This window comes from Roseateles sp. DB2 (assembly GCF_051857535.1).
Classification (GTDB): domain Bacteria; phylum Pseudomonadota; class Gammaproteobacteria; order Burkholderiales; family Burkholderiaceae_C; genus Roseateles_B.
Genome location: NZ_JBPZGY010000005.1, coordinates 196,006 through 217,371 on the forward strand (window position 1 = coordinate 196,006; position 21,366 = coordinate 217,371).

General features: G+C 69.7%; 21 protein-coding genes. 10 read left to right on the top strand and 11 right to left on the bottom strand.

What is annotated here, in order from left to right; all coding sequences use genetic code 11:
- The first annotated feature begins 70 nt into the window (after positions 1-70).
- Together ACS5PK_RS10310 and ACS5PK_RS10315 are read left to right on the top strand one after the other, a co-directional pair.
- A complete protein-coding gene (locus tag ACS5PK_RS10310; RefSeq protein WP_439440145.1) occupies positions 71-565 on the top strand; it encodes a YqaA family protein in 495 nt (164 codons plus the stop codon).
- Between the two features lie 129 nt (positions 566-694).
- Positions 695-2,182, top strand: coding sequence for a carboxypeptidase M32 (locus tag ACS5PK_RS10315; RefSeq protein ID WP_439440146.1), 1,488 nt, complete (start codon positions 695-697; stop codon positions 2,180-2,182).
- Between the two features lie 142 nt (positions 2,183-2,324).
- On the opposite strand, the gene ACS5PK_RS10320 is transcribed toward ACS5PK_RS10315, so the two are convergent.
- From ACS5PK_RS10320 to ACS5PK_RS10330, 3 genes are all read right to left on the bottom strand, one after another.
- On the bottom strand, positions 2,325-2,945 hold the full coding sequence (locus ACS5PK_RS10320) for a DUF642 domain-containing protein (protein ID WP_439440147.1): 621 nt from the start codon (positions 2,943-2,945) through the stop codon (positions 2,325-2,327).
- A gap of 146 nt (positions 2,946-3,091) precedes the next feature.
- Entirely contained in the window at positions 3,092-4,396 is a 1,305-nt protein-coding gene (locus ACS5PK_RS10325; protein ID WP_439440148.1) for a patatin-like phospholipase family protein, read from the bottom strand.
- Between the two features lie 164 nt (positions 4,397-4,560).
- Positions 4,561-5,304, bottom strand: a complete 744-nt coding sequence (locus ACS5PK_RS10330; RefSeq protein ID WP_439440149.1) for a phasin family protein — start codon at positions 5,302-5,304, stop codon at positions 4,561-4,563.
- Between the two features lie 285 nt (positions 5,305-5,589).
- On the opposite strand from ACS5PK_RS10330, the gene ACS5PK_RS10335 reads away from it, so the two are divergent.
- Complete coding sequence (locus tag ACS5PK_RS10335; protein WP_439440150.1) at positions 5,590-7,584, top strand: SDR family oxidoreductase; 1,995 nt, start codon at positions 5,590-5,592, stop codon at positions 7,582-7,584.
- A 33-nt stretch (positions 7,585-7,617) separates the two neighbouring features.
- The gene (locus ACS5PK_RS10340; RefSeq protein ID WP_439440151.1) at positions 7,618-8,187 is read left to right on the top strand and encodes a GNAT family N-acetyltransferase; all 570 of its coding nucleotides are present in this window, start codon (positions 7,618-7,620) and stop codon (positions 8,185-8,187) included.
- A gap of 62 nt (positions 8,188-8,249) precedes the next feature.
- On the opposite strand, the gene ACS5PK_RS10345 is transcribed toward ACS5PK_RS10340, so the two are convergent.
- On the bottom strand, positions 8,250-8,591 hold the full coding sequence (locus tag ACS5PK_RS10345) for a YciI family protein (protein WP_439440152.1): 342 nt from the start codon (positions 8,589-8,591) through the stop codon (positions 8,250-8,252).
- Between the two features lie 172 nt (positions 8,592-8,763).
- Here ACS5PK_RS10345 and ACS5PK_RS10350 point away from each other — a divergent pair, with 172 nt between their 5' ends.
- The gene (locus ACS5PK_RS10350) at positions 8,764-10,005 is read left to right on the top strand and encodes a hypothetical protein (RefSeq protein WP_439440153.1); all 1,242 of its coding nucleotides are present in this window, start codon (positions 8,764-8,766) and stop codon (positions 10,003-10,005) included.
- A gap of 149 nt (positions 10,006-10,154) precedes the next feature.
- On the opposite strand, the gene ACS5PK_RS10355 is transcribed toward ACS5PK_RS10350, so the two are convergent.
- Positions 10,155-10,772, bottom strand: coding sequence for a YdeI/OmpD-associated family protein (locus tag ACS5PK_RS10355; protein WP_439440154.1), 618 nt, complete (start codon positions 10,770-10,772; stop codon positions 10,155-10,157).
- A gap of 94 nt (positions 10,773-10,866) precedes the next feature.
- Here ACS5PK_RS10355 and ACS5PK_RS10360 point away from each other — a divergent pair, with 94 nt between their 5' ends.
- The 3 genes from ACS5PK_RS10360 to ACS5PK_RS10370 are packed head-to-tail and all read left to right on the top strand — an operon-like array spanning position 10,867 to position 14,196.
- Positions 10,867-11,277 (top strand): GntR family transcriptional regulator, encoded by a 411-nt coding sequence (locus tag ACS5PK_RS10360; protein ID WP_439440155.1) that lies wholly within the window; start codon positions 10,867-10,869, stop codon positions 11,275-11,277.
- Between the two features lie 36 nt (positions 11,278-11,313).
- The gene (locus ACS5PK_RS10365; RefSeq protein WP_439440156.1) at positions 11,314-12,315 is read left to right on the top strand and encodes an ABC transporter ATP-binding protein; all 1,002 of its coding nucleotides are present in this window, start codon (positions 11,314-11,316) and stop codon (positions 12,313-12,315) included.
- Between the two features lie 12 nt (positions 12,316-12,327).
- Positions 12,328-14,196, top strand: a complete 1,869-nt coding sequence (locus ACS5PK_RS10370; RefSeq protein WP_439440157.1) for a hypothetical protein — start codon at positions 12,328-12,330, stop codon at positions 14,194-14,196.
- Positions 14,197-14,583: 387 nt separating this feature from the next.
- On the opposite strand, the gene ACS5PK_RS10375 is transcribed toward ACS5PK_RS10370, so the two are convergent.
- Positions 14,584-15,618, bottom strand: coding sequence for a zinc-binding alcohol dehydrogenase family protein (locus ACS5PK_RS10375; RefSeq protein ID WP_439440158.1), 1,035 nt, complete (start codon positions 15,616-15,618; stop codon positions 14,584-14,586).
- A gap of 106 nt (positions 15,619-15,724) precedes the next feature.
- On the opposite strand from ACS5PK_RS10375, the gene ACS5PK_RS10380 reads away from it, so the two are divergent.
- Positions 15,725-16,702, top strand: coding sequence for a LysR substrate-binding domain-containing protein (locus ACS5PK_RS10380; RefSeq protein ID WP_439440159.1), 978 nt, complete (start codon positions 15,725-15,727; stop codon positions 16,700-16,702).
- 20 nt (positions 16,703-16,722) lie between these two features.
- Positions 16,723-17,583 (top strand): NAD(+) diphosphatase, encoded by an 861-nt coding sequence (gene nudC / locus ACS5PK_RS10385; protein ID WP_439440160.1) that lies wholly within the window; start codon positions 16,723-16,725, stop codon positions 17,581-17,583.
- Between the two features lie 3 nt (positions 17,584-17,586).
- Here nudC and ACS5PK_RS10390 read toward each other — a convergent pair whose 3' ends face one another.
- The 5 genes from ACS5PK_RS10390 to ACS5PK_RS10410 all read right to left on the bottom strand — a co-directional run bounded on the left by ACS5PK_RS10390 (position 17,587) and on the right by ACS5PK_RS10410 (position 21,358).
- On the bottom strand, positions 17,587-18,516 hold the full coding sequence (locus ACS5PK_RS10390) for a penicillin-binding transpeptidase domain-containing protein (RefSeq protein WP_439440161.1): 930 nt from the start codon (positions 18,514-18,516) through the stop codon (positions 17,587-17,589).
- A 69-nt stretch (positions 18,517-18,585) separates the two neighbouring features.
- The gene (locus ACS5PK_RS10395; RefSeq protein WP_439440162.1) at positions 18,586-20,091 is read right to left on the bottom strand and encodes a hypothetical protein; all 1,506 of its coding nucleotides are present in this window, start codon (positions 20,089-20,091) and stop codon (positions 18,586-18,588) included.
- A 67-nt stretch (positions 20,092-20,158) separates the two neighbouring features.
- Positions 20,159-20,698, bottom strand: a complete 540-nt coding sequence (locus tag ACS5PK_RS10400; protein ID WP_439440163.1) for a cysteine hydrolase family protein — start codon at positions 20,696-20,698, stop codon at positions 20,159-20,161.
- Positions 20,699-20,705: 7 nt separating this feature from the next.
- Positions 20,706-20,924, bottom strand: coding sequence for a SlyX family protein (locus ACS5PK_RS10405; protein ID WP_439440164.1), 219 nt, complete (start codon positions 20,922-20,924; stop codon positions 20,706-20,708).
- A gap of 98 nt (positions 20,925-21,022) precedes the next feature.
- Positions 21,023-21,358 (bottom strand): cupin domain-containing protein, encoded by a 336-nt coding sequence (locus tag ACS5PK_RS10410; RefSeq protein WP_439440165.1) that lies wholly within the window; start codon positions 21,356-21,358, stop codon positions 21,023-21,025.
- Positions 21,359-21,366 lie beyond the last annotated feature (8 nt).

Below are 21,366 nucleotides of genomic sequence, written 5' to 3' on the forward strand. Positions count from 1 at the left end.
TGCATGCCTTCCGTCATGGCTGCAAGCCGATGGATCAGGGAACTGTGGCGTCCCTCGCATAATGGCCCGCATGGAGCAATCGGTGATGGACGCGCTGGCCGCTGTGCTGGCTTATTTCTCCTTGCCTCAGGTGGGCCTGCCGGCGATCTTCGTGATTGCCCTGGTGTCGGCCACGCTGCTGCCGCTGGGGTCGGAGCCTGCTGTGCTGGCCTTGGTCAAACTGGAGCCGGCCCTGTTCTGGCCGGCCGTGCTGGTGGCCACGGCGGGCAATACCCTGGGCGGTGCCATCACCTGGGGCATGGGCTATGGCGCGGAGCGGCTCTATGAAGGGCGATCCCACCACAGCCCGGCCAACAAGGCCCTGCGCTGGCTGGAGCGCTTCGGGCCGCGGGCCTGCCTGCTGAGTTGGCTGCCCTTGGTGGGGGATCCCCTGTGCGCGGTGGCAGGCTGGCTGAAGCTGCCCTTCTGGCCTTGCCTGCTCTACATGAGCATGGGCAAGTTCCTGCGCTATCTCTGCATGACGGCCCTGCTGCTGTGGGTTTTCCCGGGCCAGTGGGGCGCTTGATGCGGCTCAAAGGCGGCCACAATCGCAGCCACGAGTGGCCGGCCGCCTGGATGCCGCCGGCCGGGCGTCGAGGAAGCGCCCTTTCATGAATGACGATGGCCGCGCTGCCATCGGACAAGAGACAAGACCATGAGCAAGACCGCCTATCAAACGCTGTGCGCACGCCATGTGCGCATGCACCGCCTGTCCCATCTGCACTCGATCGCGTCCTGGGACCAGTCAGCCAACATGCCTGTCAAGGGCAACGAGGCCCGCTCTCTGGCTCTGGCCGAGATGGGGGGGCTCCTGCACCAACTGGCCACCGAGCCCGAACTCCAGCGCCTGCTGGAGGCTGCAGCGCAGGAGGAACTCGACGACATCGAGCGCGCCAACCTGCGTGAGATGCAGCGCGCCTGGCGCGCCAGCAATGCGCTGCCGCAGGCGTTGGTCGAGGCCAAGAGCCTGGCCAACTCGCGCTGCGAGCATGCCTGGCGCAGCCAGCGCCCCGCCAATGACTGGGCTGGCTATGCCGAGAACCTGCGCGAGGTCGTGCGCCTGGCCCGCGAGGAGGCCCGCTGCCTCTCGGCGGTGACAGGTCTTGCCCCCTACGACGCCCTCATGGACCAGTACGAGCCCGGCATGCGCTCGGCCGAGGTGGATCGCGTCTTCGGCGATCTGCGCCAGTGGCTGCCTGGCCTGATCCGCGACGTGCTGGAGAAACAATCGCGAGAGGCGGTGGTCCGCCCGGTGCCGCCTTTCGCGCAGGCGGCCCAGAAGGCCCTGGGCCACGACGCCATGCAGTTGATGGGTTTCGACTTCGAGGCCGGCCGCCTGGACGAGAGCGCCCACCCCTTCTGCGGCGGCGTGCCCGAGGACGTGCGCATGACCACGCGCTATCGCGAGGACGACTTCCTGCCCAGCCTGATGGGCACCATCCACGAGACCGGCCACGGCCGCTACGAGCAGAACCTGCGGCGCGACTGGCTGGGCCTGCCCATCGCCAATGCGCGCTCCATGGGCCTGCACGAAAGCCAGAGCCTCTCCTTCGAGATGCAGCTGGGCAGCCACCCCGGCTTCGCCGGCCTGCTGCGCCCCTTGCTGCTGAAGCACCTGGGCGATCAGCCGGCCTTCGAGGTGGGCAATCTGCACCGCCTGCTGACCCGTGTGAAGCCCGGCTACATCCGCGTCGATGCCGACGAGGTCACCTACCCGGCCCATGTGATCCTGCGCTACGAAATCGAGCGCCCGCTGATCGAGGGCCAGATCGAGGTGGACGACATCCCCGCCCTGTGGGACGCCAAGATGCAGGAGCTGCTGGGCCTGGACACCCGCGGCAACTTCAGCGACGGCCCCATGCAGGACGTGCACTGGGGCGCCGGCCTCTTCGGCTACTTCCCCTGCTACACCCTGGGCGCCATGTACGCCGCCCAGTTCTTCGCGGCCATGCGGCGCGAGACCCCGGACCTGGACGCCCGCATCGTGCGCGGCGAGCTGGGCCTGGTCTTCGACTGGCTGCGCAGCCGCATCTGGAGCGAAGGCAGCCGCTGGGAGACCCCGGAGCTGGTGCGTCGCGCCAGCGGCGAGCCGCTCAACCCGACGCACTTCCAGGCTCATCTGCGCGCCCGCTACCTGGGCTGAGAACCTGCGCCGAAAACAAGAAGAGGCCCCACACACGGGGCCTCTTCTCGCTTCTTCTAATGGAACAGCAGCTCGGAGCTGCAGGCTGCGGGTGGGGCCCGCTCTATCTACCCAACGACGTCTCTTGTACTTGTCCTGAAATTCAAGCCTTGCGGCGGCGTGCCGCGAACAGGGCACCAGCAGCCATGGCCAGCAGGGCCAGGCTGCCGGGCTCGGGCACGGTGCTCCTGGCAGCGGCCGGCAACTGGGTGATGGACACGGCGTCCAGCGAGGTGCCCATGCCGTCGGAGCTGCCCGAGGCGCCCAGGCGCAGGGTGGTGCTGGTGCTGGTGGCCACGAAGTCCTGCTCGAACTGGGTCCAGGCCGTGACGGTGTTGTTGCCGACCACGCCATTCAGGGCATCGACCTGCCAGCTGATGCCATTGCTGCTGGCGCCCAGTTGGTCAGGACGGTTGGCCCACATGAAGCTCAGGTGGTAGGTTTGCCCGACGGTGGTCGTGAAGGTCTGGGAGATCCAGCTGTTGCGACTGGTGTCCAGCTCGACGAAGTTCAGGCCGGCGAAGGCCGACCCCGCGACGTTGTGGCGCACCTCGACGTTCTGCGGGCCGATGGTCCAGCCGCTCAGGCTGCCGAGGGTGGTCCAACTGCCATTGGCCAGCGAGACGGACTCGAAGCTGCCATTGCTGATCAGGTTGACCGGCGTGGCCTGGGCCAGCAGGGAGGCGGCGCTCAGGCCGAGGGCGATGAGGAACTTCTTGGACACGGATTCAACAGCTGAAAGAAACACCAGCGGTGCGATGGCGCCATTGTTCTTTGAGTTGTTCAGCCGGAGGCCCCCTCAGCCTGTGGGGTCAGGCCTTGTGGGCTGTGAAGCCCTTCACGCGGACCTCGCCTTTCGACATCCTGTGTTCAGGGCGTGCGCACGCCATGCCTTGATTCGAGCAGGCTCAGGGCCTGATCCAGGCGTGCCATGGCGATGGCCGCGCGGCTGGGCTGCTTGAGCGCCCCCGGTACTAGTTCACGCTTGCTGTCGCACAGGCGATCGATGCGCAGGGTCAGGCCGTGGCGCGCCAACTGGGGGGTCAGGTCTTGCGCGCGCTCCAGCAACTGGCGGCGCGTGGCCTGGTAGGCGTGCTCGGCCAGATGGCGGCGCTGCGAGTAGCTGAAGGTGTTGGCCATGAAGAGCTCGGCATCCCGCTTGCTGGGCTCGAAGAGCAGGATGTCGGTGCCCGGATGACTGCGCGCATAGCCCTTCATGCCCAGTTCCAGGCGGGAATGGATCAGCGAGCGAAGCGTCTGGGACAGCACCACCGGCAGGCCGCCGTCGACCAGGCGCGGGATGCGCTGGCCCTTGGGGCGGCTGCTGCGGTGCGGCTCGTGTTCCTGCACGCCGGGCTCGCCCTCGTAGGGCACCAGCGGGTTCAGGCACAGCAGCAGGTCCAGGCCTTCCTGCAGCAGCACGGAGGCGTGGATGGTCTTCTTGAGGGCGCCGTCCACGTAGAAGCGGCCGTCTATCTCCACGGGCGGGAACAGGCCGGGCAGGGCGGCGCTGGCCTGCACGGCCTTGGAGACGGGCACATGGTCCCAGCCCGGCAGGCCGAAGGGCACGGCCTCGCCGCTGTCGAGGTCGGTGGCCACCAGGACCAGGCGGTGGCGCAGTTCGCGGAAGTCGTCGCTGCGGCCAGGGCGGCTGAACTGCGCGTGCAGTTGCTCGGCCAGGGCCTCGCCGGACAGCAGCCCCGCCGGCAGGGCGCGGCCCAGGCGCTCGAAGGCCCCCAGCACGGAGCGGCCCTGCACCAGGGTCTGCCACAGGGCTGTGCCGACCAGCTCTGGCACCGTGCGCAGGCGGCGCCAGTATTCGTCCCAGGCCGGATGCAGCAGGACCGAGGGGTCGAAGCTGTCGGGCGAGCGGGCGCTGTTCTCGATGAAGGCCTCGGAGAGATCGCGCGGCGAGAGACCGTTGATCAGGCCCGCGGCGATGAAGCCGCCTGCGCTGACGCCGATGTAGCTGTCGCAATTGCGCAGGTCCAGGCCTTCGATGGATTCTTCCAGCGCGCACAGCGCGCCGATCTCGTAGATCGCGCCCAGCGGCCCGCCGCCGGCCAGCGCCAGGCCGATGCGCGGTCCGCCCTTGGGCTGGTCAGCGCGCCGCCGCCGGGGCGCCGCAGGAGCGGCAGGGACCTTCGGGGTGCTGGTGCGGGAACGGGCGTTCATGCGATGGCGGATCCTGTTTGTCTCGCTCAAGAAATGGACAAGCCGCCTCGATGAGCCTCGCCCCGTTGGATCGGGACTGGCGCGAGGCGGCTGGTCTGGGGGCGCTCTGTGGGCGCCTTGCGGGCCCGGTCATGGCCGGGCCCTGATGTGGCTTGCCGTGGCAATCAGGCCTGGGTGGCCTCGGCGGTCGGGGCTGCCGGTGCCGGTGCAGCCGGCTTGGCGGCCGCCTTGCGGGCGGGCTTGGCGGCGGACTTGAACACGGCTTCCTTCGCCGCAGGCTTGGTGGCCGGCTTGGCAGCTGCCTTCTTTGCAGCAGGCTTGGCAGCCGCCTTCACGGCAGCCTTCTTGGGCGCAGCCTTGGGAGCAGCCTTGGCCGCGGGCTTGGCGGCAGCCTTGGTTGCGGGCTTGGCCGCGGGCTTGGCGACAGCCTTGGCTGCAGGCTTTGCCGCGGACGCCTTCCTGGCTGGCTTTTTGGCCGGGACGATGCCCACGGCGGCACTCAGCGCGTCGATGCGGGCGATCAACTGCTCCACATCCTTGCTGCTGGGCACGCCCAGGCGGTTCAGGGCGCGGGCCACGCGCTCCTCGAAGATGGTTTCCAGCTTGTCCCAGTGCTGGCCGGCCTTGGCGCCGACTTCACCGGCCATGCCACTCATCTTGTTGGCCACGGCGCCGAGCTTTTCCTCGGCGGCAGACTGGGTCTTCTTCTGCAGCTTCATGCCTTCCTTCACCAGGGTTTCGAAGACCTTGCCGCCTTCGCCCTGAGCCTTGGAGAAGGCGCCCAGGCCGGCCGCCCAGATCTGCTGTGCGGAATCCTTGATCGTCTGGGCCACCTGGTTGTCCAGCAGGCCGGCGGGCAGTGCACCACCGAAAGCGCTGTTGGCGGAGGCCTTGTTCTTGGCAGCCATTTTCTGCAGCTTCTTGACCATTGTTGAGTCCTTTTCTTGAGGTGGAACTACGCGAGAGTCGCTGAAACTTTCCACGCGGCATTGTGGCGCCAGCGCAGGCCCTCCAGCAGGGATGGAACCACTATAGGCCCGGCCACACGGCGCCGCTTGCCCAATCCTAGTGTGCGGTCTCTATGCTCTAGAGTCGGCCCTGGGGAAAGCGCGCAGCGGTGAAACCCGGGGTTTGGACAAGAATCAGCCGACACCTCCCTCCCACAGGCCAATCAAGAACACAGGAGAGACACGATGCAGTACTTCGTCACGGGCGCCACAGGCTTCATCGGCAAGCGGCTGGTCAGGAAGCTCCTGGCCAGGCGCGGCAGCACGGTGTACTTCCTGATGCGCGAGGAAAGCCGCGACAAGCTGCCCGAGCTGCTGGCCTACTGGGGCGTCAGCAAGAGCCGGGCGATTGCGGTCTACGGCGACCTCACCGGGCGCAAGCTGGGCGTCAGCAGCGAGGACATCAAGAGCCTCAAGGGTCAGATCGACCACCTCTACCACCTTGCCGCCGTCTACGACCTGAAGGCGGACGAGGAAAGCCAGGTCCGCACCAACATCGAGGGCACACGCAACATGCTGGACTTTGCCGCGGCCATCGACGCCGGGCATGTGCACCATGTGTCCTCCATCGCCGCGGCCGGCCTCTACGAAGGCGTGTTCCGCGAAGACATGTTTGACGAGGCGGAAAACCTCGATCACCCCTACTTCATGACCAAGCACGAGAGCGAGAAGCTCGTGCGCAAGGACTGCAAGAAGCCCTGGACCGTCTACCGCCCCGCCATGGTGGTGGGGGACTCGCAGACCGGCGAGATGGACAAGGTCGACGGCCCCTACTACTTCTTCAAGCCCATCCAGCGCCTGCGCCAGATCCTGCCGCCCTGGATGCCCTCCATCGGCCTGGAAGGCGGTCGCGTCAACATCGTGCCCGTGGACTACGTGGTCAACGCCCTGGACCACATCAGCCACCATGTGAAGGCGGGCGGCGGCTGCTACCACCTCGTGGACCCGGTGGGCTACCGCGTGGGCGATGTGCTGGACATCTTCTCCAAGGCCGCGCATGCGCCCAAGATGAACCTCTTCGTGAATGCGGCCCTGCTGGGCTTCATCCCCAAGAGCGTCAAGAAGGGCCTGATGGCGCTGGCGCCGGTGCGCCGCATCCGCCAGGCCGTGATGAAGGACCTCGGCCTGCCCGAGGACATGTTCACCTTCATCAACTACCCCACGCGCTTCGACTGCCGCGAGACCGACAAGGCGTTGAAGGGGTCAGGTATTGCCTGCCCCAATCTGCATGACTACGCCTGGCGCCTGTGGGACTACTGGGAGCGCCATCTCGACCCGGACCTCTTCATCGACCGCAGCCTGCGCGGCGCGACCGGCGGCAAGGTCGTGCTGGTGACGGGCGGCTCCTCCGGCATTGGCCTGGCCGCGGCCAAGAAGTTTGCCGAGGCCGGCGCCATCACCATCATCTGCGCCCGCGACGAGGGCAAGCTGGACGAGGCCGTGAAGGAGATCCGCGAGCACGCCGGCAAGGGTGCTCAGGTGCACAGCTACTCGGCCGACATCGCCAACGAGGAGAGCTGCGCCGGCATGATCGCCTGGATCAACGAGCAGTTCGGCGGCGTCGACTTCCTCATCAACAACGCCGGCCGCTCCATCCGCCGCGCCATCGAGTCCAGCTACGACCGCTTCCACGACTACGAGCGCACCATGCAGCTGAACTACTTCGGCTGCCTGCGCGTCACCATGGGCCTGCTGCCGGGCATGGTCGCGAAGAGGAAGGGGCATGTGGTCAACATCTCCTCCATCGGCGTGCTGACCAACGCACCGCGCTTCTCGGCCTACGTGGCCTCCAAGGCCGCGCTGGACGCCTGGACCCGCTGCGCTTCCAGCGAGTACGCCGACCTGGGCATCACCTTCACCACCATCAACATGCCCCTGGTGCGCACGCCCATGATCGCGCCTACCAAGATCTACAACAATGTGCCCACGCTGGCCCCCGAGGAAGCCGCGGACATGATCGCCCAGGCCTGCATCGCCAAGCCCGTGCGCATCGCCACCCGCCTGGGCATCACTGGCGAGCTGCTGCATGCGCTGATGCCGCGTGTGGCCCAGATCGTGATGAACACCAGCTTCCGCATGTTCCCCGACAGCGATGCGGCCAAGGGCGAGAAGGGCGGCAAGCCGCAGCTCTCGCCGGAGGCGATTGCGCTGCAGCAGATGATGCGGGGCATTCACTTCTGATGGCGGGCTGAGTTCTGATAGGGGCCGCTGTGCATGTCCATGCAGACGCCACTGCTCACTTTCCGTCCGATCGACCTCGATCGCCACGGCGCCCTGTGCGTCGAGTTCCGCGCCGACTCCTATGTCTGCGGAGATGGCGATGATCGCCGCTTCTGGGCTACGGCCGGTCCCGCAGGCGAGGCCTATCTCCAGCGGCTGGCGAGCTACATGGCAGCGTTACCCGGGAGCTGTGTCCATGCCTGGCTGGGCGATGAGATCGTCGGGCAGATCGAGCTGATTCGCGACCCCGAGGAGCCCTCGGCAGGCAAGGTGAACCTGTTCTACCTCCGGGCCGACCGCCGAGGGTGCGGTCTGGGCGCCCAGCTGGAGGGTTATGCGCTGACGCTGCTGCGGGATTGCGGCCTGTCAGGCGCGTGGCTGCGGGTGTCTTCCACCAACGGTCGTGCCCTCGCGTTCTATGCCAGGCATGGCTGGGTCGACAGGGGCAGGGATGTGCAGTTCCCCGACATGCACATCATGCGCAAGGCAACGGGGCCGCTCGTTGATGACGCGATGCGGACCGGCGTCGCCCTGCCGGCCACGGCGTGCAGCAGGAAAGCCTGAATCGGGCGGGCGGTCATGTCGCCCCTGGGGCGCCTGCGAGGCCATCGCCACAGGCGCCGTTATCAGCTCTCCGGGTCATGCCCGAACTCTCGCAGCTCCTGCGCACACCGGCAGGCCTCGGCGAGCTTCGCGGCCCAATGGAGGGCCGCCTCGCGTGAGGGCAGCTCCAGCACGCAGAAGCCGCCGTCGAAGTCCTTGGTCTGGGGATAGGTGTCGTGTGTTGCCGTGCCGTCGGCGGCCACCCTCAGCGGCGGGACGGCCCCGTTGAGACCGCCCGCGAACACGTACACGCCGGCCGCCTTGGCCTCGCGGATGACCTGGCGCGCGGCTTCGCCCACGGCGGGCAGGTCCTTAGCGGGGACATCCATGGCCTGGGCGGGGAAGGAGATCAGGAATTTCGTCATCGTTCGGTCCTCCGGGTCTGGCGGGCATTGTCAGGGGAGGGGCGTGCTGTGCGGGCTGGCACCCTGCACCGATCCCGCATCGGCGCTGTCACAAATGATTGCAGCGAGTGCCCAGCGCCCCTGCTTCAATGCCAGCCGGAGACGCGGCGCCTCTCGTCGCGCGGAGTGAGCCATGCGTAGCAACCAGATCAAGCGGGCGGGCCAGGCCTCCCTGCTGGCCAGTTCCATCGCCCTTTCAGCCTGCGGTGGTGGCGGTGGCGCCGACGCGCCCTCGCCGGCACCGACCCCGACTCCGACTCCGACGCCTACACCCACACCCACACCCACACCCACGCCCACGCCCACGCCCACGCCCACGCCCAGCGCTGCTCCCCAGCTCGGCGGCTGCGAGCTCTTCCCCGCCTCGGCCGTCTTCAACACCCGCATCGACGACGTGCAGCGCTTCCCCGTGCACGCCAGCAGCGCCGGCTGGATCGCCAGCATCGGCGCCACGCGGGCCTTCCATCCGGACTGGGGGACGAACGAGAACCCGCAGCAGACGGCCGACTACTACGGCATCCCCTACAACGTGGTGGACGGCAGCAGCACGGCCTCCGCCACGACGAGCTGGCCCACGGTGGCCTTCAACCCGACCGACCCGCGCGCTGGCAGCGGCGACAGCGCGCCTGACGAGAGCGACTGCGCGACGCCCGTGGCCGGCGGCTACGACATCGTGCGCGACTGCACCACGCTGCCTGCCGGTAACCGCCGCTTCCCCTACCCGCGAGACGATCTGCTCAAGGCCGAAGGCGGCGCCTGCAACGATGCGCAGCTGTGTGGGGATCGGCACGTCCTGGTCGTCGAGCAGGGCCGCTGCCGGCTGTGGGAGAGCTACGCCAGCTACCAGCTGGGCGGCCAGTGGTACGCCTACTCGACCGCCGCATGGGACCTGAAGAGCAACGCCCTGCGCCCCGACACCTGGACCTCGGGCGATGCAGCCGGCCTGCCTCTGCTGCCCCTGCTGGCGCGCGCCGCCGAGGCCAGCACGGGCGACATCCGCCACGCCTTGCGCGTCACCCTGCGCGACAGCGTCCTGGCCCGCAGCAACGTCTGGCCGGCCCGCCACCATGCCGGTGGCGACACCCCGGGCGGCGTGCCCTTCGGCGCCGTCCTGCGCCTGAAGGCCGGCTTCACGCCGCCCGCCTCCTGGAGCGCCCAGGCCAAGGCCCTGGCCCTGGCCATGCAGCGCTACGGCCTCTATGTGGCGGACATCGGTTCCGACCTCTATGTGCAGGGCGAGCCCAGCGCCCAATGGCAGGACGCGACGATCTCGCAACTCAAGACACTCAAGGCCTCGGACTTCGAGTTCGTGGACCTGGGCGCCATCACCCGCGACAGCCGCTTCCGCGGCGGCTCTCTCCAGGCGAGCTGGTAGGCGCCGCGTGGATCGTCCGTGCAGGCGTCAAGGGCGCTGCGGCCGATGCGCTGACTCTCGGGCAGAGGGTCTTGCCTGAGGACGCAGCCGCTCATGGGCAACGCCCTGGCGCCCGTGCGGTCGAGGGCGCTTGCCCGCAGGCTGGCGGCTCAGCTCTTGTCGCGGCGCTTGAAGAGGTGGATGGCTTCCCCGCGCGCCAGCATGGCCACCAGCTGGGCGATGCGCCGGGCGCGCGTCACGGGCTTCACGGCGGTCTGGATGCGCCACAGCACGGCGTAGCGATTGCTGGCATTGAGGGTCGCAAAGAAGGCTTTGGCATCGGGCGCGGCCTCGAGCGCCGCCAGCAGGTCCTCGGGCACCACGGACGTGCGCGCGCCGTCATAGGCCCGCGCCCAGCGCCCATCGGCCCGGGCGGCCGCGACCTGCGCCAGGCCAGGTGCCTGCATGCGGCCGGCCTCGATCAGCGCGGCCACCTTCTCGACATTGACCTTGGACCAGATGCTGCGCGGCCTCCGCAGCGTGAAGCGCTGGAGATAGTGATGGTCATCGAGGCTTTTCTTCTGCCCGTCGATCCAGCCCCAGCACAGCGCGATCTCCATCGCCTCGGCGTAGCTGACGCTGGGCTCGGGCGCGCCGCGCTTGGCGATCTGGAGCCAGAGGCCGTCAGACTTGGCGTGATGCTTGCGCAGCCAGGCCTCGAAGGCCCGGGCATTCCCGAACAAGGCCGGTGAGGCAGGGGCTGGAAGCGCTGGCTTGACGGCAGTCATGCCGTGCAGTGTGCCGCAAAGACCCTTGACGGCCTACGAAGCTCATGCTGTACTACGAACACTAGTACAGTAAATACACCACCAGGAGCCGGCCATGTCCCGCACCACGCCCTTGATGATCCAGATTGCCACCGGCGATCCGCGCCCCATTGCCAAGCAGATCGTCGATGGCGTGCGCCGCGCGATTGCCGCCGGTGAGCTGGAGGTCGGCCAGCAGCTGCCCAGTGTGCGCGGACTTGCGATGCAATTGATGATCAACCCCAACACCGTCGCCAAGGCCTATGGCGAGCTGGCCGCAGAGGGCTGGCTGGAGGCGCGTCAGGGCCTGGGTCTCTACGTCGCCGCGCCACGCCAGCGGCTCAGCAAGGGTGAGCGCGAGCGGCGGCTGGACGAGGCGGTGCAGCGCTTCGTCAACGACGTCATCGGGCTCGGCTTTCTTCCCGCGAGCGTGCTGTCCCGCGTGGAGCAGGAGCTCGCGCCGCTGGCAGCCAAGAAGTCCGCCTGATCCCTGGGTCCCAGGCCTCCTCAACAGGATATCTCCATGAATGCCATGTCCGAACAGGCGCAGCTGCGCCTTGTCGAAATGCCCGCGCCGACGGGGGACGGCGGGCCCTCCGAGGGCCAGACCGCCCCCGCCACGTCAGACTACGTGATCGAGACCGAGCGGCTGTGTCTGCACTACGGCCACAAGCGTGCGCTGCACGAGCTGAGCCTGAAGGTGCCGCGCGGCCACATCCACGCCATCGTCGGTGCCAATGGTGCGGGCAAGTCCTCGCTGTTCCGGGTGTTGCTGGGCTTCCAGTCGCCCAGCTCCGGCAGCGCGCGCGTGCTGGGCGTGGCGCCCGAGGCGCTGGCGCCGGCACAGCGCGCGCGCATCGGCTACGTCAACGAGGAACACACCCTGCCCGACTGGCTGCGCGTGGCCGATGCCGTGGCCATGCAGCAGCGCCAGTACCCGCGCTGGGACCACGCCCGCTACCGGGAGGTCGTCGGCAACTTCCACATCGATCCCGGCCAGCGCATCAGCGAGCTCTCACGCGGTGAGCGCGCCGGCCTGAGCCTGGCGATGGCGCTGGCGCAGTCGCCCGAGCTGCTGATCCTGGACGAGCCCACCCTGGGACTGGACGTGGTTGCCAAGAGAGCCTTCCTGGAGGCGCTGATGTTCTGCAATCTGCAGGGCGCCTGCACCATCGTCTACTGTTCTCACCAGATGGAGGAGATCGAGCGAGTGGCCGACAACCTCATCATCCTGGAGCGCGGCGAGTTGAAGCACATGTCTGCACCCGACGACTTCTGCGAGCGCGTGCAGCTGTGGGTTGCGGACATCCCCTTCGCGGCGCCGTCCCAGCTGCGCGAGCTGCCGGGGCTGCTGCAGCTGCAGAAGATCGACGGCCTGACTCATTGCCTGGTGTTCGAGCAGGGCGAGGACTTCGGCGAGCACCTCACCAGGCTGGGCGCGCGCTCCGCAAGGCCGATGCCGGTTGGGCTCGACCGAGCGGTGAACGCCTTCCTGTCCCGCAATCACGCGGCGCCCCAGCACTGAATCGAGGCCCCCATGTCCATCAACCGAGACCTGTTTCTGGGCGAGCTGCGGCGCTTCCGTCTGCTCGCTGCCCTGCTGGCTGCTGCGCACCTGCTGGTGCTGCTGTTCCTCAACCGCATGACCGACATGCAGCAGCAGCCTCATGAGGTCGAGCGCCTCTTCATGGCGGTCTATATGGCCGGCGCCTTTGCGCTGGGGCTCTACCAGCTCGGCGTCTACAGGCGCCCCTCGCGCTGGCTGTGGCTGTTGCACCGGCCGCTGCCGCATCGCGCGATCTGCTTTTCCATCGTGGCCGCAGCGGCTGTGCTGCTGCTGGTTGCCGTGACGCTGCCCCGGCTGCTCATGCTGGCCGGTGTGGACCTGCTGACGCCGCGGCTCGTCGATTCACACCACTACCTGATGCCCCTGCACGCCTGGGTGCTGGCCTGCATGGCCTGGGTCGCCGGGGTGTGCACGGTGCTGAGCCCGCGCCCCCTTGCCATCGTCGTGGCCATCATCCCTGTCTGGCTGATGTGGTCCTTCGCGGCAAGCCTGCCGCTGCTGATGCTGGAGATCACGGGCCTCGTCTGGCTGCTTGCCGTTGCGGTTTCGCAGTTCAAACCTGACCGCGAGGCCCCGGTGCGCCATCCGCTGCTCGTCGTGCTGGGTGCACTCCCGCTGCAGATCGGCATCGGCTATGCCCTGGTGGTGGCGGCCATAGGCTATGAGTTCTTGCTGATGTTTGCCGGCAGGCATTCGCTCAACATGCCGGTGCCGCCGTCGGGGGGCTACACCGAGTCGCAGCGCATGGAGCCGCGTGAGCTCCTGGCGACACTGCTCAAGCTCAGCGCCGACCCACGGGCGCCGGCCTGGTCCGAGGCCCTGGCCCGGGCTGACGGGCCCTGGGGGCCCGAGCTCGAGTTCACGCGGCTGCGGGAGTATCCAGTGCGCCACCAGGCCTACCAGCGGCGCCCCCTCCAGTGGGTGGACGACAAGCGCCACATCGAATGGACCTTCAGCCACGACGATCTGCTCTTCCACGGTCACGACACCCGCAGCGGCCGGGCGCAGGGCCGCTGGGGTGTGGGCGGGGTCGGGGACCTGAGGCCGTTCCCCGCCGTGCCCCTGGTGATCGAGCAGCGCTTCCTGATGACGAGCGACCGGCTCTATGCCATCGACCGCCCCAGCCAGGCCAGCACGGAGGTCCTGCGCCTGCCGCCTGGCGAGGTCTTCATCGCGCCCCCGGTCTTCGAGCCGGACGGCGCTCACCTGATCGTCGTCAGCAGCGGCGGCCTGCGCGTCCATGCCCTGGCGCAGGGCCGGGCCGGTGCCCCGCTTGTGCAGCTGCAGCTGCCAGGACTGCCCTTCATGCAGCCGATGCAAACCAGCAGCGGCCACGGCAGCCTCTCGCGACTGGATCACGTGAAGCTCGGTGATGGCTGGCTCTTCGGCCTGACCTTCGGCGGTTTCTACAAGGGCGAGGCGATCCGCCAACTGCTGGTCCATGCGGCGCCCGACGGCCGCAGCGAGGTCATGGCCAGCCGGCCGATCAGTGGGGACTTTGGCATGCTCTACGAGAACGTGGCCTGGTGGTTGTCCCCCCTGCAGTACGCCCTGCGCGAGCTGCCGCATCGCTTGGGCGAGGGCCGCCAACTGCCGGCAGAACTGCTGCCGGCGCGGCCGGCCCGCGTTGTCGTAGCGGCGCTGCTGCTGCACCTGACTGCCTTGGCGCTGACGCTCTGGTGGCTGCGCGGCAGCTCCCTGTCGACCGGCCGCCGCGCTCTCTGGCTGGCCATGGTGATGCCGGGCGGGCTGCCTGCGGCGCTGAGCCTGCTGCTGCTGGAGCGCCGGACGGTCCAGCGTCCGGCACCTGCGCTGCAGGCTGCCCTGCAGCCCGCCTGAGCGACGTGGCGGGGTCGGGGCCTGGCCCCTATCCGCGGACCCTGCCTCCACCAAGAACCAAGAACCAAGAGCGCCCGGCGCAGCCGGCGCTCGCCCCGGCACGACACCCGAGGGTCCGGCTCCGCCGGCCCTACCGGCATGCTCGCGAGGCGCCATGTGCTCAAGTGCCCCGCGCTTCCCCGACCTGGCCAATCGCCACGAACCAAGCGTCACGCCCAAGCCCGACCGACCGCCCGCCCGCCCATCCACCCGCCCGCCCACCCGACCCTCCAAGAGCGCCCGGCGCAGCCGGCGCTCGCCCCGGCACGACACCCGAGGGTCCGGCTCCGCCGGCCCTACGGGTGTGCCCCCCTGGGGGGGCGGCCGGAGGCCGTAGGGGGGGGGACGTCAGTACTCGAGGACCAACTTGCCCTGCGTATGCCCGCTTTCCAGCCGCTCATGCGCCAGCTTGAGGTGCTTCGCGTCGATGGGCCCCAGCACCTCGCTGAGCGTGCTCTGCAGCTGGCCGGCATCGGCCCATTGCGCCAGCTGGGCCAGCAGGCGGCCCTGCTCGGCGATGTCGTGCGTCTGGTGCAGGGGGCGGGCGAACATCATCTCCCAGTGCAGGGACAGGGCCTTGCCCTTGAGCAGCATGACGTCCAGGGCGCCGGGCTCGAAGTCGTCGATCATGGCCAGGCGGCCCTGGGGCTCGATGAGCGCGATGAAGTCGGCGAAATGCTGGGGCGTGTGCGAGAGGCTGGCGATGTGGCGCACCGGCGGCACGCCTTGCGCCTGCAGGGCGGCGACCTGCGGGGCCAGGGGCTGGCGGTGGTCGATCACGTGGTGGGCGCCCAGGGCCTTCAGGCGTGCGACTTCCTCAGGGCGCGAGGCCGCGTCGCCCAGCGTGGCGATGACGGTGAGATGCGGCTGCTTGCGGGCCAGCTGCAGCAGGATGGAGCCCACGCCACCCGCAGCCGCCGTCACCAGCAGGCTCACAGGGCGCTCGGGCGACTGCTGCACCTGCAGGCGGTCGAACAGCAGCTCCCAGGCGGTGATGCCAGTGAGGGGCAGGGCGGCGGCCCGCGCGTCCGTCCAGCGCGCGGGGGCGTGGGCGGCGATGCGGTGGTCCACGGCCTGCAGCTCGGCATAGCTGCCCGGGCGGGTGATTTCGCCGGCCCACCAGACGCGATCGCCCACGGCGAAGCCCTTCACCTCGGCACCCAGGGCGCGCACCACGCCCACGCCATCCCAGCCCAGGATCTGGGCCTGTCCGTCGGGGGAGGGGCGGCGCTGGCGCACCTTCACGTCCACGGGGTTGACGGCGATGGCGCGCACCTCGACCAGCAGGTCCCGGGGCCCGGGCTGGGGCTCGGGCAGGGTCAGGTCGATCAGGGACTCGGGGGCGCTGATGGGCAGGGACTGGTAGTAGCCGACGGCTTTCATGAGGGACTCCTGTTGAGGCTGTTGCAGACCACAGCGGTGTGCATGGGGCAGACTTTGCGGCCAGGCTCACTTTCAAACCAGAGTCTCTGGCATCATTCACTTTCAAATGCAGATTGAAAATACCGCCGAACTTCGCCTGCTGGTGGAATGCGCCCGCCGCGGCAGCCTCAGCGCCGCCTCGCGGGAGATGCAGCTCAGCCCCGCCGCCGCCAGCGCCATGCTCAAGCGCATGGAGGCCCGGCTGGGCGTGCGCCTCATGGAGCGCAGCACCCGCGCCCTGCGCCTCACCGCCGCTGGCGAACAGCTGCGGGACTACGCCCAGCGCGCCCTGGAGCTGCTGGAGGAAGGCCTGGCCCAGGTCAGCGAGGCACCGCTGAGCCTCAAGGGCAAGGCTGCGCAGCGGCTGCGCGGTCGTATCCGCCTGAGCGCCTCCAGCGACCTCACGCGGCAGTGGCTGCTGCCCCTGCTGCAGGACTTCATGGCGCGGCATCCGGCGGTCGAGCTGCACCTGAGCGTCAGCGATTCCCTGCAGGACATCTACAAGGACGAGATCGACGTCGCCCTGCGCTACGGCCAGCTGCCGGACTCCAGCCTGGTTGCGCGCCGCCTGGCCCTGGTGCGGCGGCACATCGTGGCCAGCCCGGATTACCTGAAGCGGGCCGGCATGCCGCGCACGCCGGAAGACCTGGCCCGGCACGACTGCATCACCTTCCGCATCCGCAACCGCCACGAGCGCGCCTGGCGCCTGCGGCCGACCGAAACACCCGAGGCCGAGCCGCAGAGCTATCCCGTTCAGGGCCGGCTGAGCACCGACGACGGCGAGATCGCCCACCGCTGGGCGCTGCAAGGCCAGGGGCTGATCTACAAGAGCGAGCTGGACGTGCGCCGGGCGCTGCTGGAGGGGCAGCTGGTGCGCGTGCTGCCCGGCTGGCTGGGGGACGAGCTGCCCCTGCACGCCGTGATGCCCAGCCAGCGCTTCCTGCCGCAGCGGGTGCGGGCCCTGGTGGACCATCTGGTCGAGGGCTTCGCAGCCCTGCCAGCCCCGCGCGCGCCACGCGCACGCCGACGCAGCGGTCCGGCCTGAATGCCTCTACAGTGCGGTGCATGACACACCTGGACGACTCCGCAGGCTTCATCCCCGGCATCGAGGCGCCGGCTGCACCCAGCGCGCTGGGCTGGCACCTGGTCTTTGTCGAGGGCCAGCTGCTGGTGCACATCGAGGGGCAAGGCCTGAGCCCGCAGCCCGACGCCTTCACCGCGACTGCCGAGCGCCACTACCTCGGCCGGCTCGGCGGCCTGGACTGCTGGACCCAGCAGGCCGCCGCGGTGCCCGAGGGTTGGGAGGCACAGGGCCTGCGTGCCGCCATGATGCAGATGGACGCGCCCCTGCTGCAGCTCGCCAGCCGCGCCGCCCAGGTGATGGAGTGGGACCGCGCGCACCGCTTCTGCGGCGTCTGCGGCACGCCCACCGAGCGCCAGGCGCAGGAGCGTGCGCGGCGCTGCCCGTCCTGCAGCCATGTGGCCTATCCCCGCATCAACCCGGCCATGATGGCCCTGGTGTGGCGCCGTCATGAGGGTCGGCCGCAACTGCTGCTGGCCCGCTCGCCGAATTTCAAGCCGGGCTTCTACAGCGCCCTGGCCGGCTTCGTGGAGGCCGGCGAGTCGCTGGAGGCCTGCCTGCACCGCGAGGTGGCGGAGGAGGTGGGCGTGCAGGTCCGGCACCTGCACTATTACGCCAGCCAGAGCTGGCCCTTCCCGCACAGCCTGATGCTGGCCTTCCGCTGTGAGTGGGCGGGCGGCGAGATCCGCGAGCAGCCCGGCGAGATCGAGCATGCCGACTGGTTCGAGCTCGACGCCCTGCCGGGCCTGCCGCCACGCTTCAGCATCGCCGGCCACCTGATCGGCGACACCATCGCCTGGCTGCAGGCCGGGGGCGACCTGGCTGGCTCGCCAGCCCAGGCCTGATCCTCAGTCCAGGCAGCCCTGCGCCTGCAGCGTCTGGCGCGCCAGACGCTCGCGATGCGGGCCCAGCTGGCGGATCAGCTCATGCTGCGATGGCGGCTTGCTGCCCGCAGGCAGGGACTTGGGGTCGACCTGCATGTCCATGTTGAGCGCGAAGACGCAGCGGCCGGCGCCGTTGCGTCGCTCGGTCCAGCCCACGAACCAGCCCAGCTCCACCGGGCCGCTGCCGTCCCAGCCGGTCTTGGCGAAGAGGCGCCAGCCCGGCGTTTCCTCGCGCAGGAAGACGCGGCGGGCGACGGTCTCGGTGCGCTCGCTGATGGGCAGGCGGTGCTCGGCGAAGCGGCGCAGGAACTCGACCTGCTGCACGGCGGTGATGCGCAGATCGCCGTCCAGCCAGTAGCTGTCGTGCCGGGGGCCGGCCACGGCATTGCCATAGCGCCAGGCCCAGAGCCGGGACTGCAGGCCTTCGGCGCCGACCTTGCGGGCGATCTCCTGGTGGACCCATACCGCGGAGAAGTGGAAGGCGGTCTGCAGGGTCTGGTCCTGGTTCCAGTCCTCGTTCCAGCGCTTCTGGCCGTCCCACTTGAAGACCTGGGTCTCGTCCTGCGCGACGCCGGCTTCCAGCGCAATCAGGGTGTTGGGGATCTTGTAGGTGGAGGCCGGGCGGAAGGCCTGGTAGGCGCGGCGGGCATCGGACACCGTCCAGCGCTGGGCCTGTTCGTCGTAGAGCACGAACACGCCGTGCGTGCCCAGGGCGCGGAAGCCCTGGTCCAGCTCGGGCGCGATGCGGAACTGCTCGGCGGCGCCGGCCGAGGCCGTGCCGCAGTACAGGGCCAGGCTCAGGGTGGCGAGTGCGGTACAAGCGGTGAGTGCGGCAGAGACTGCGGAGGTGGCCAGCGCGGGAAGGGCGCGGCGGACTACTGCGGGGAAGCTCATGAAATCTCCTCGTGGATGGGAGATGGCAGTGTGTCTGCGGGGCCGCGGCGTGTCAGCGCCAATGCGGCGTTACGCTTGTTGCGCGCTCAGGCCCAGGGCGGCCATCAGCTGTCGCGCCTCACCCTCGTAGCGCTCGCGCTGGGACTCGGCGCGCAGCTTGCGTCCGTGGTGGCGGGCCTGCTGCACCAGCTCGGCGGCGCACAGGGCGTCGCCCTCGCGCCAGGCATGGCGGGCCCACAGCAGCAGGAAGGCGCAGCGCTGCTCGGCTGGCAGCTGGGAATGCAGGCGGCGGCAGGTCTCCCAGCGTTCGGCGGCCAGGCTGCGGAAGCTGTCGCCCGCCAGGGGCAGGCCCTCGGCCTCGGCCCGCTGCTGGGCCTGGGCAAAGGTCCAGCCCTGCTGCTCCGCGATGCGCAGCAGGAAGATGGTGTTGAGCAGGGAATGCCGGGCCAGGCCCCAGCGTTCGCAGACGCTCTCGCTGAGCAGCAGCCAGCCCCAGGCCTCGGCCCCGCGCCGGGGCGGCAGCAGGCCGGCGCCCTGCAGCAGGCACAGCGCATTGGAAAGGTTGGCGGCGCTGACCTGCAGGGCGTCCGGCAGGCCGGCCAGGCTGGCCTGGCGCAGGGCGGCCGCAAGGTCCTCCAGCGCGGCGCAGGCCTGCTCGGCCGAGGCCGCCTGCAGGGCCAGCTCGCGGCCGGCCATGCCGCGCAGATTGAGGTAGTCGACCAGCAGGCCGGCGTCCAGGGCCAGGTCTTGCTCATCCAGCCCGGCCAGCTTCTGCAGGGCCACGGCACTCTCGCCCAGGCTGCCATGGCAGTGCCAGGCTTCCAGCACCGCCAGGCGCCAGCCGATCTGGCGGGCCTGGCCCAGGGGCAGGCCGGGCTGCTCCAGGCCCTGGCGCAGGGTGCGCAGCTCCTGCTGCAGCGTGGCCCAGTCGCCCAGGCGGCGTGCGATGCGGGCCCGGCGCAGGCTCAAGGACAGTTGGGCGGCGAGGTCGCCCACGGGTATATGGTCCGTCGCCTGGGCCAGGGCCAGGCGGGCGGGATAGAGCTCGCCGCGTTCCAGGGCCAGGTCGGCGCGTGAGAGGGCCTGGACATAGGCCAGGGGCAGGGCCTGGCGGGGCAGGGCAGGGCTTGCGATCCGGGCGTCCGTGGGCGAGGGAGCCAGCAGGGCCAGCCAGTCCGCCTGGACCAGGGCCAGGCCGTGGCGTTGCCAGCGGCAGCGGGCCAGCAGTTCTTCGTCCAGCCAGAAGGGGCCGGCGGAGCGGGCACCGTGGCGGATCAGGCCGCACAGCGGGCTGTCGTCCAGGGCCTGCAGGGCGCGCCACAGCTGGGTGCGGTGCAGCTCGGCACGGTCACCCAGGCGCTGCTGCAGGGCCTTGCGGCTGCAGGGCCGGGCCTCGCAGGCCTGCCCCTCGGCATGGGCCAGGAGCAGAGCGGCGAGCAGGCGGGGCAGGAGGCGATTGCGCAGGCGCCGGGGCGGGGCGTCTCCCTCCTTCAGCGTGAGCTGCTGGCTGTCGAGGGCGATCACCAGCGGTGGGCCGGCGGGATCGGTGGCGAGGGGGCGGATGTCGGGGCTCACGGCGGCATTGTGGTCCGGGTGGTGATGCCGTCCGGGCTTCACGAGCCTGCGCCTCGCGTTACAGGCGTTACAGAGCCAGTTCCGCTGCCGGCAGGGCGCGGATGCGCGGGCCGAAGCTGCTGATGCTGGGCAGCGTGGCGTTCTCGTGGGCCCTGATCTGCGCGCCGCTGGCATGGGCCTTGTCGTGCGTGGTGTGGGCGTCCGCCACGAGGCTCACTTCGAAACCCAGGGCGGCCGCGCGCCGCACGGTGGTGTCCACGCAGAACTCGCTGGCATAGCCGCACACGGCCACATGGCTCACGCCGGCTTCGCGCAGGGCCGGCTCCAGCGGGGTGCGCAGGAAGGAGTCGGGCGTGGTCTTGGGCGTGACGGTGTCCGTGGGCTGCGTCTGCAGCCCCTGGGCAAAGGCCCAGCCGGGCGAGCCGGCCTGCAGCACGCCTTGCGCGCTCTGGTGCTGGATGAGGAAGACCGGCAGACCCCGGGCGCGGAAGCGTTCGGCCAGGGCATTGATGCGTTCGATGACAGCCGCGGCCTCGAAGGGCGGCGGTTCGAAGAGGGCCTGCTGCACGTCGATGATCAGCAGGGCCTGGGGCTGTGGTGCGCTCATGGGGGCTTCAGTAGTGCGGCGGCAGTTCGTCGCGCAGGTTGCGAGTGGAGCCGCCAACGCCGTCGGGCATGCGGTCGCGCAGCTGCAGCAGCTCGCGCAGCAGGGCGTCAATCTGCTGCTGCTGACGCACGATGACGCGGTTCAGCTCGTCGAGCATGTCCTCGGTGTAGGCGGCCTTGATTTCCAGCTCGGTGAGGCGCTGGTCGTGGGGGTCTTGGTCTTGCATGGCGGCGGCGTCCGGGGGGCCGCCACGGGAGGCGGCGGCCAGCCCGGCGATTGTGCCCGGGCGCGGCCGGGGCGCCGCAAGTCAGGGGCGGGACGGCCTTAGGGGCCGGGGCGCAGCGCGATGGTCACCAGGCCGGAGGCGTCCTCCAGGGCTGTGACGCCGTGCAGGACATTGCGCTGCAGGAAGAGCAGCTGGCCGGGCGCCAGCACCTGGCTGTGCCCGTCCACGCTGACCTCCAGCCGCCCTTCCAGGCAGTGGACGGTGATCTCGCCCGCCACCTTGTGCGGCGGCAGGGACTTGCCCTTGAGCAGCACCAGGTGGATCAGCTCCAGGTCCTGGGACTTGAACAGCGCGCTGGTCTTGGCGTCCCGCAAGCGGGGGCCCAGGGGCTGGACCAGCACGGGCTGGCCGGAGGTGACATGGGAAAGCGCCATGAGCGGCT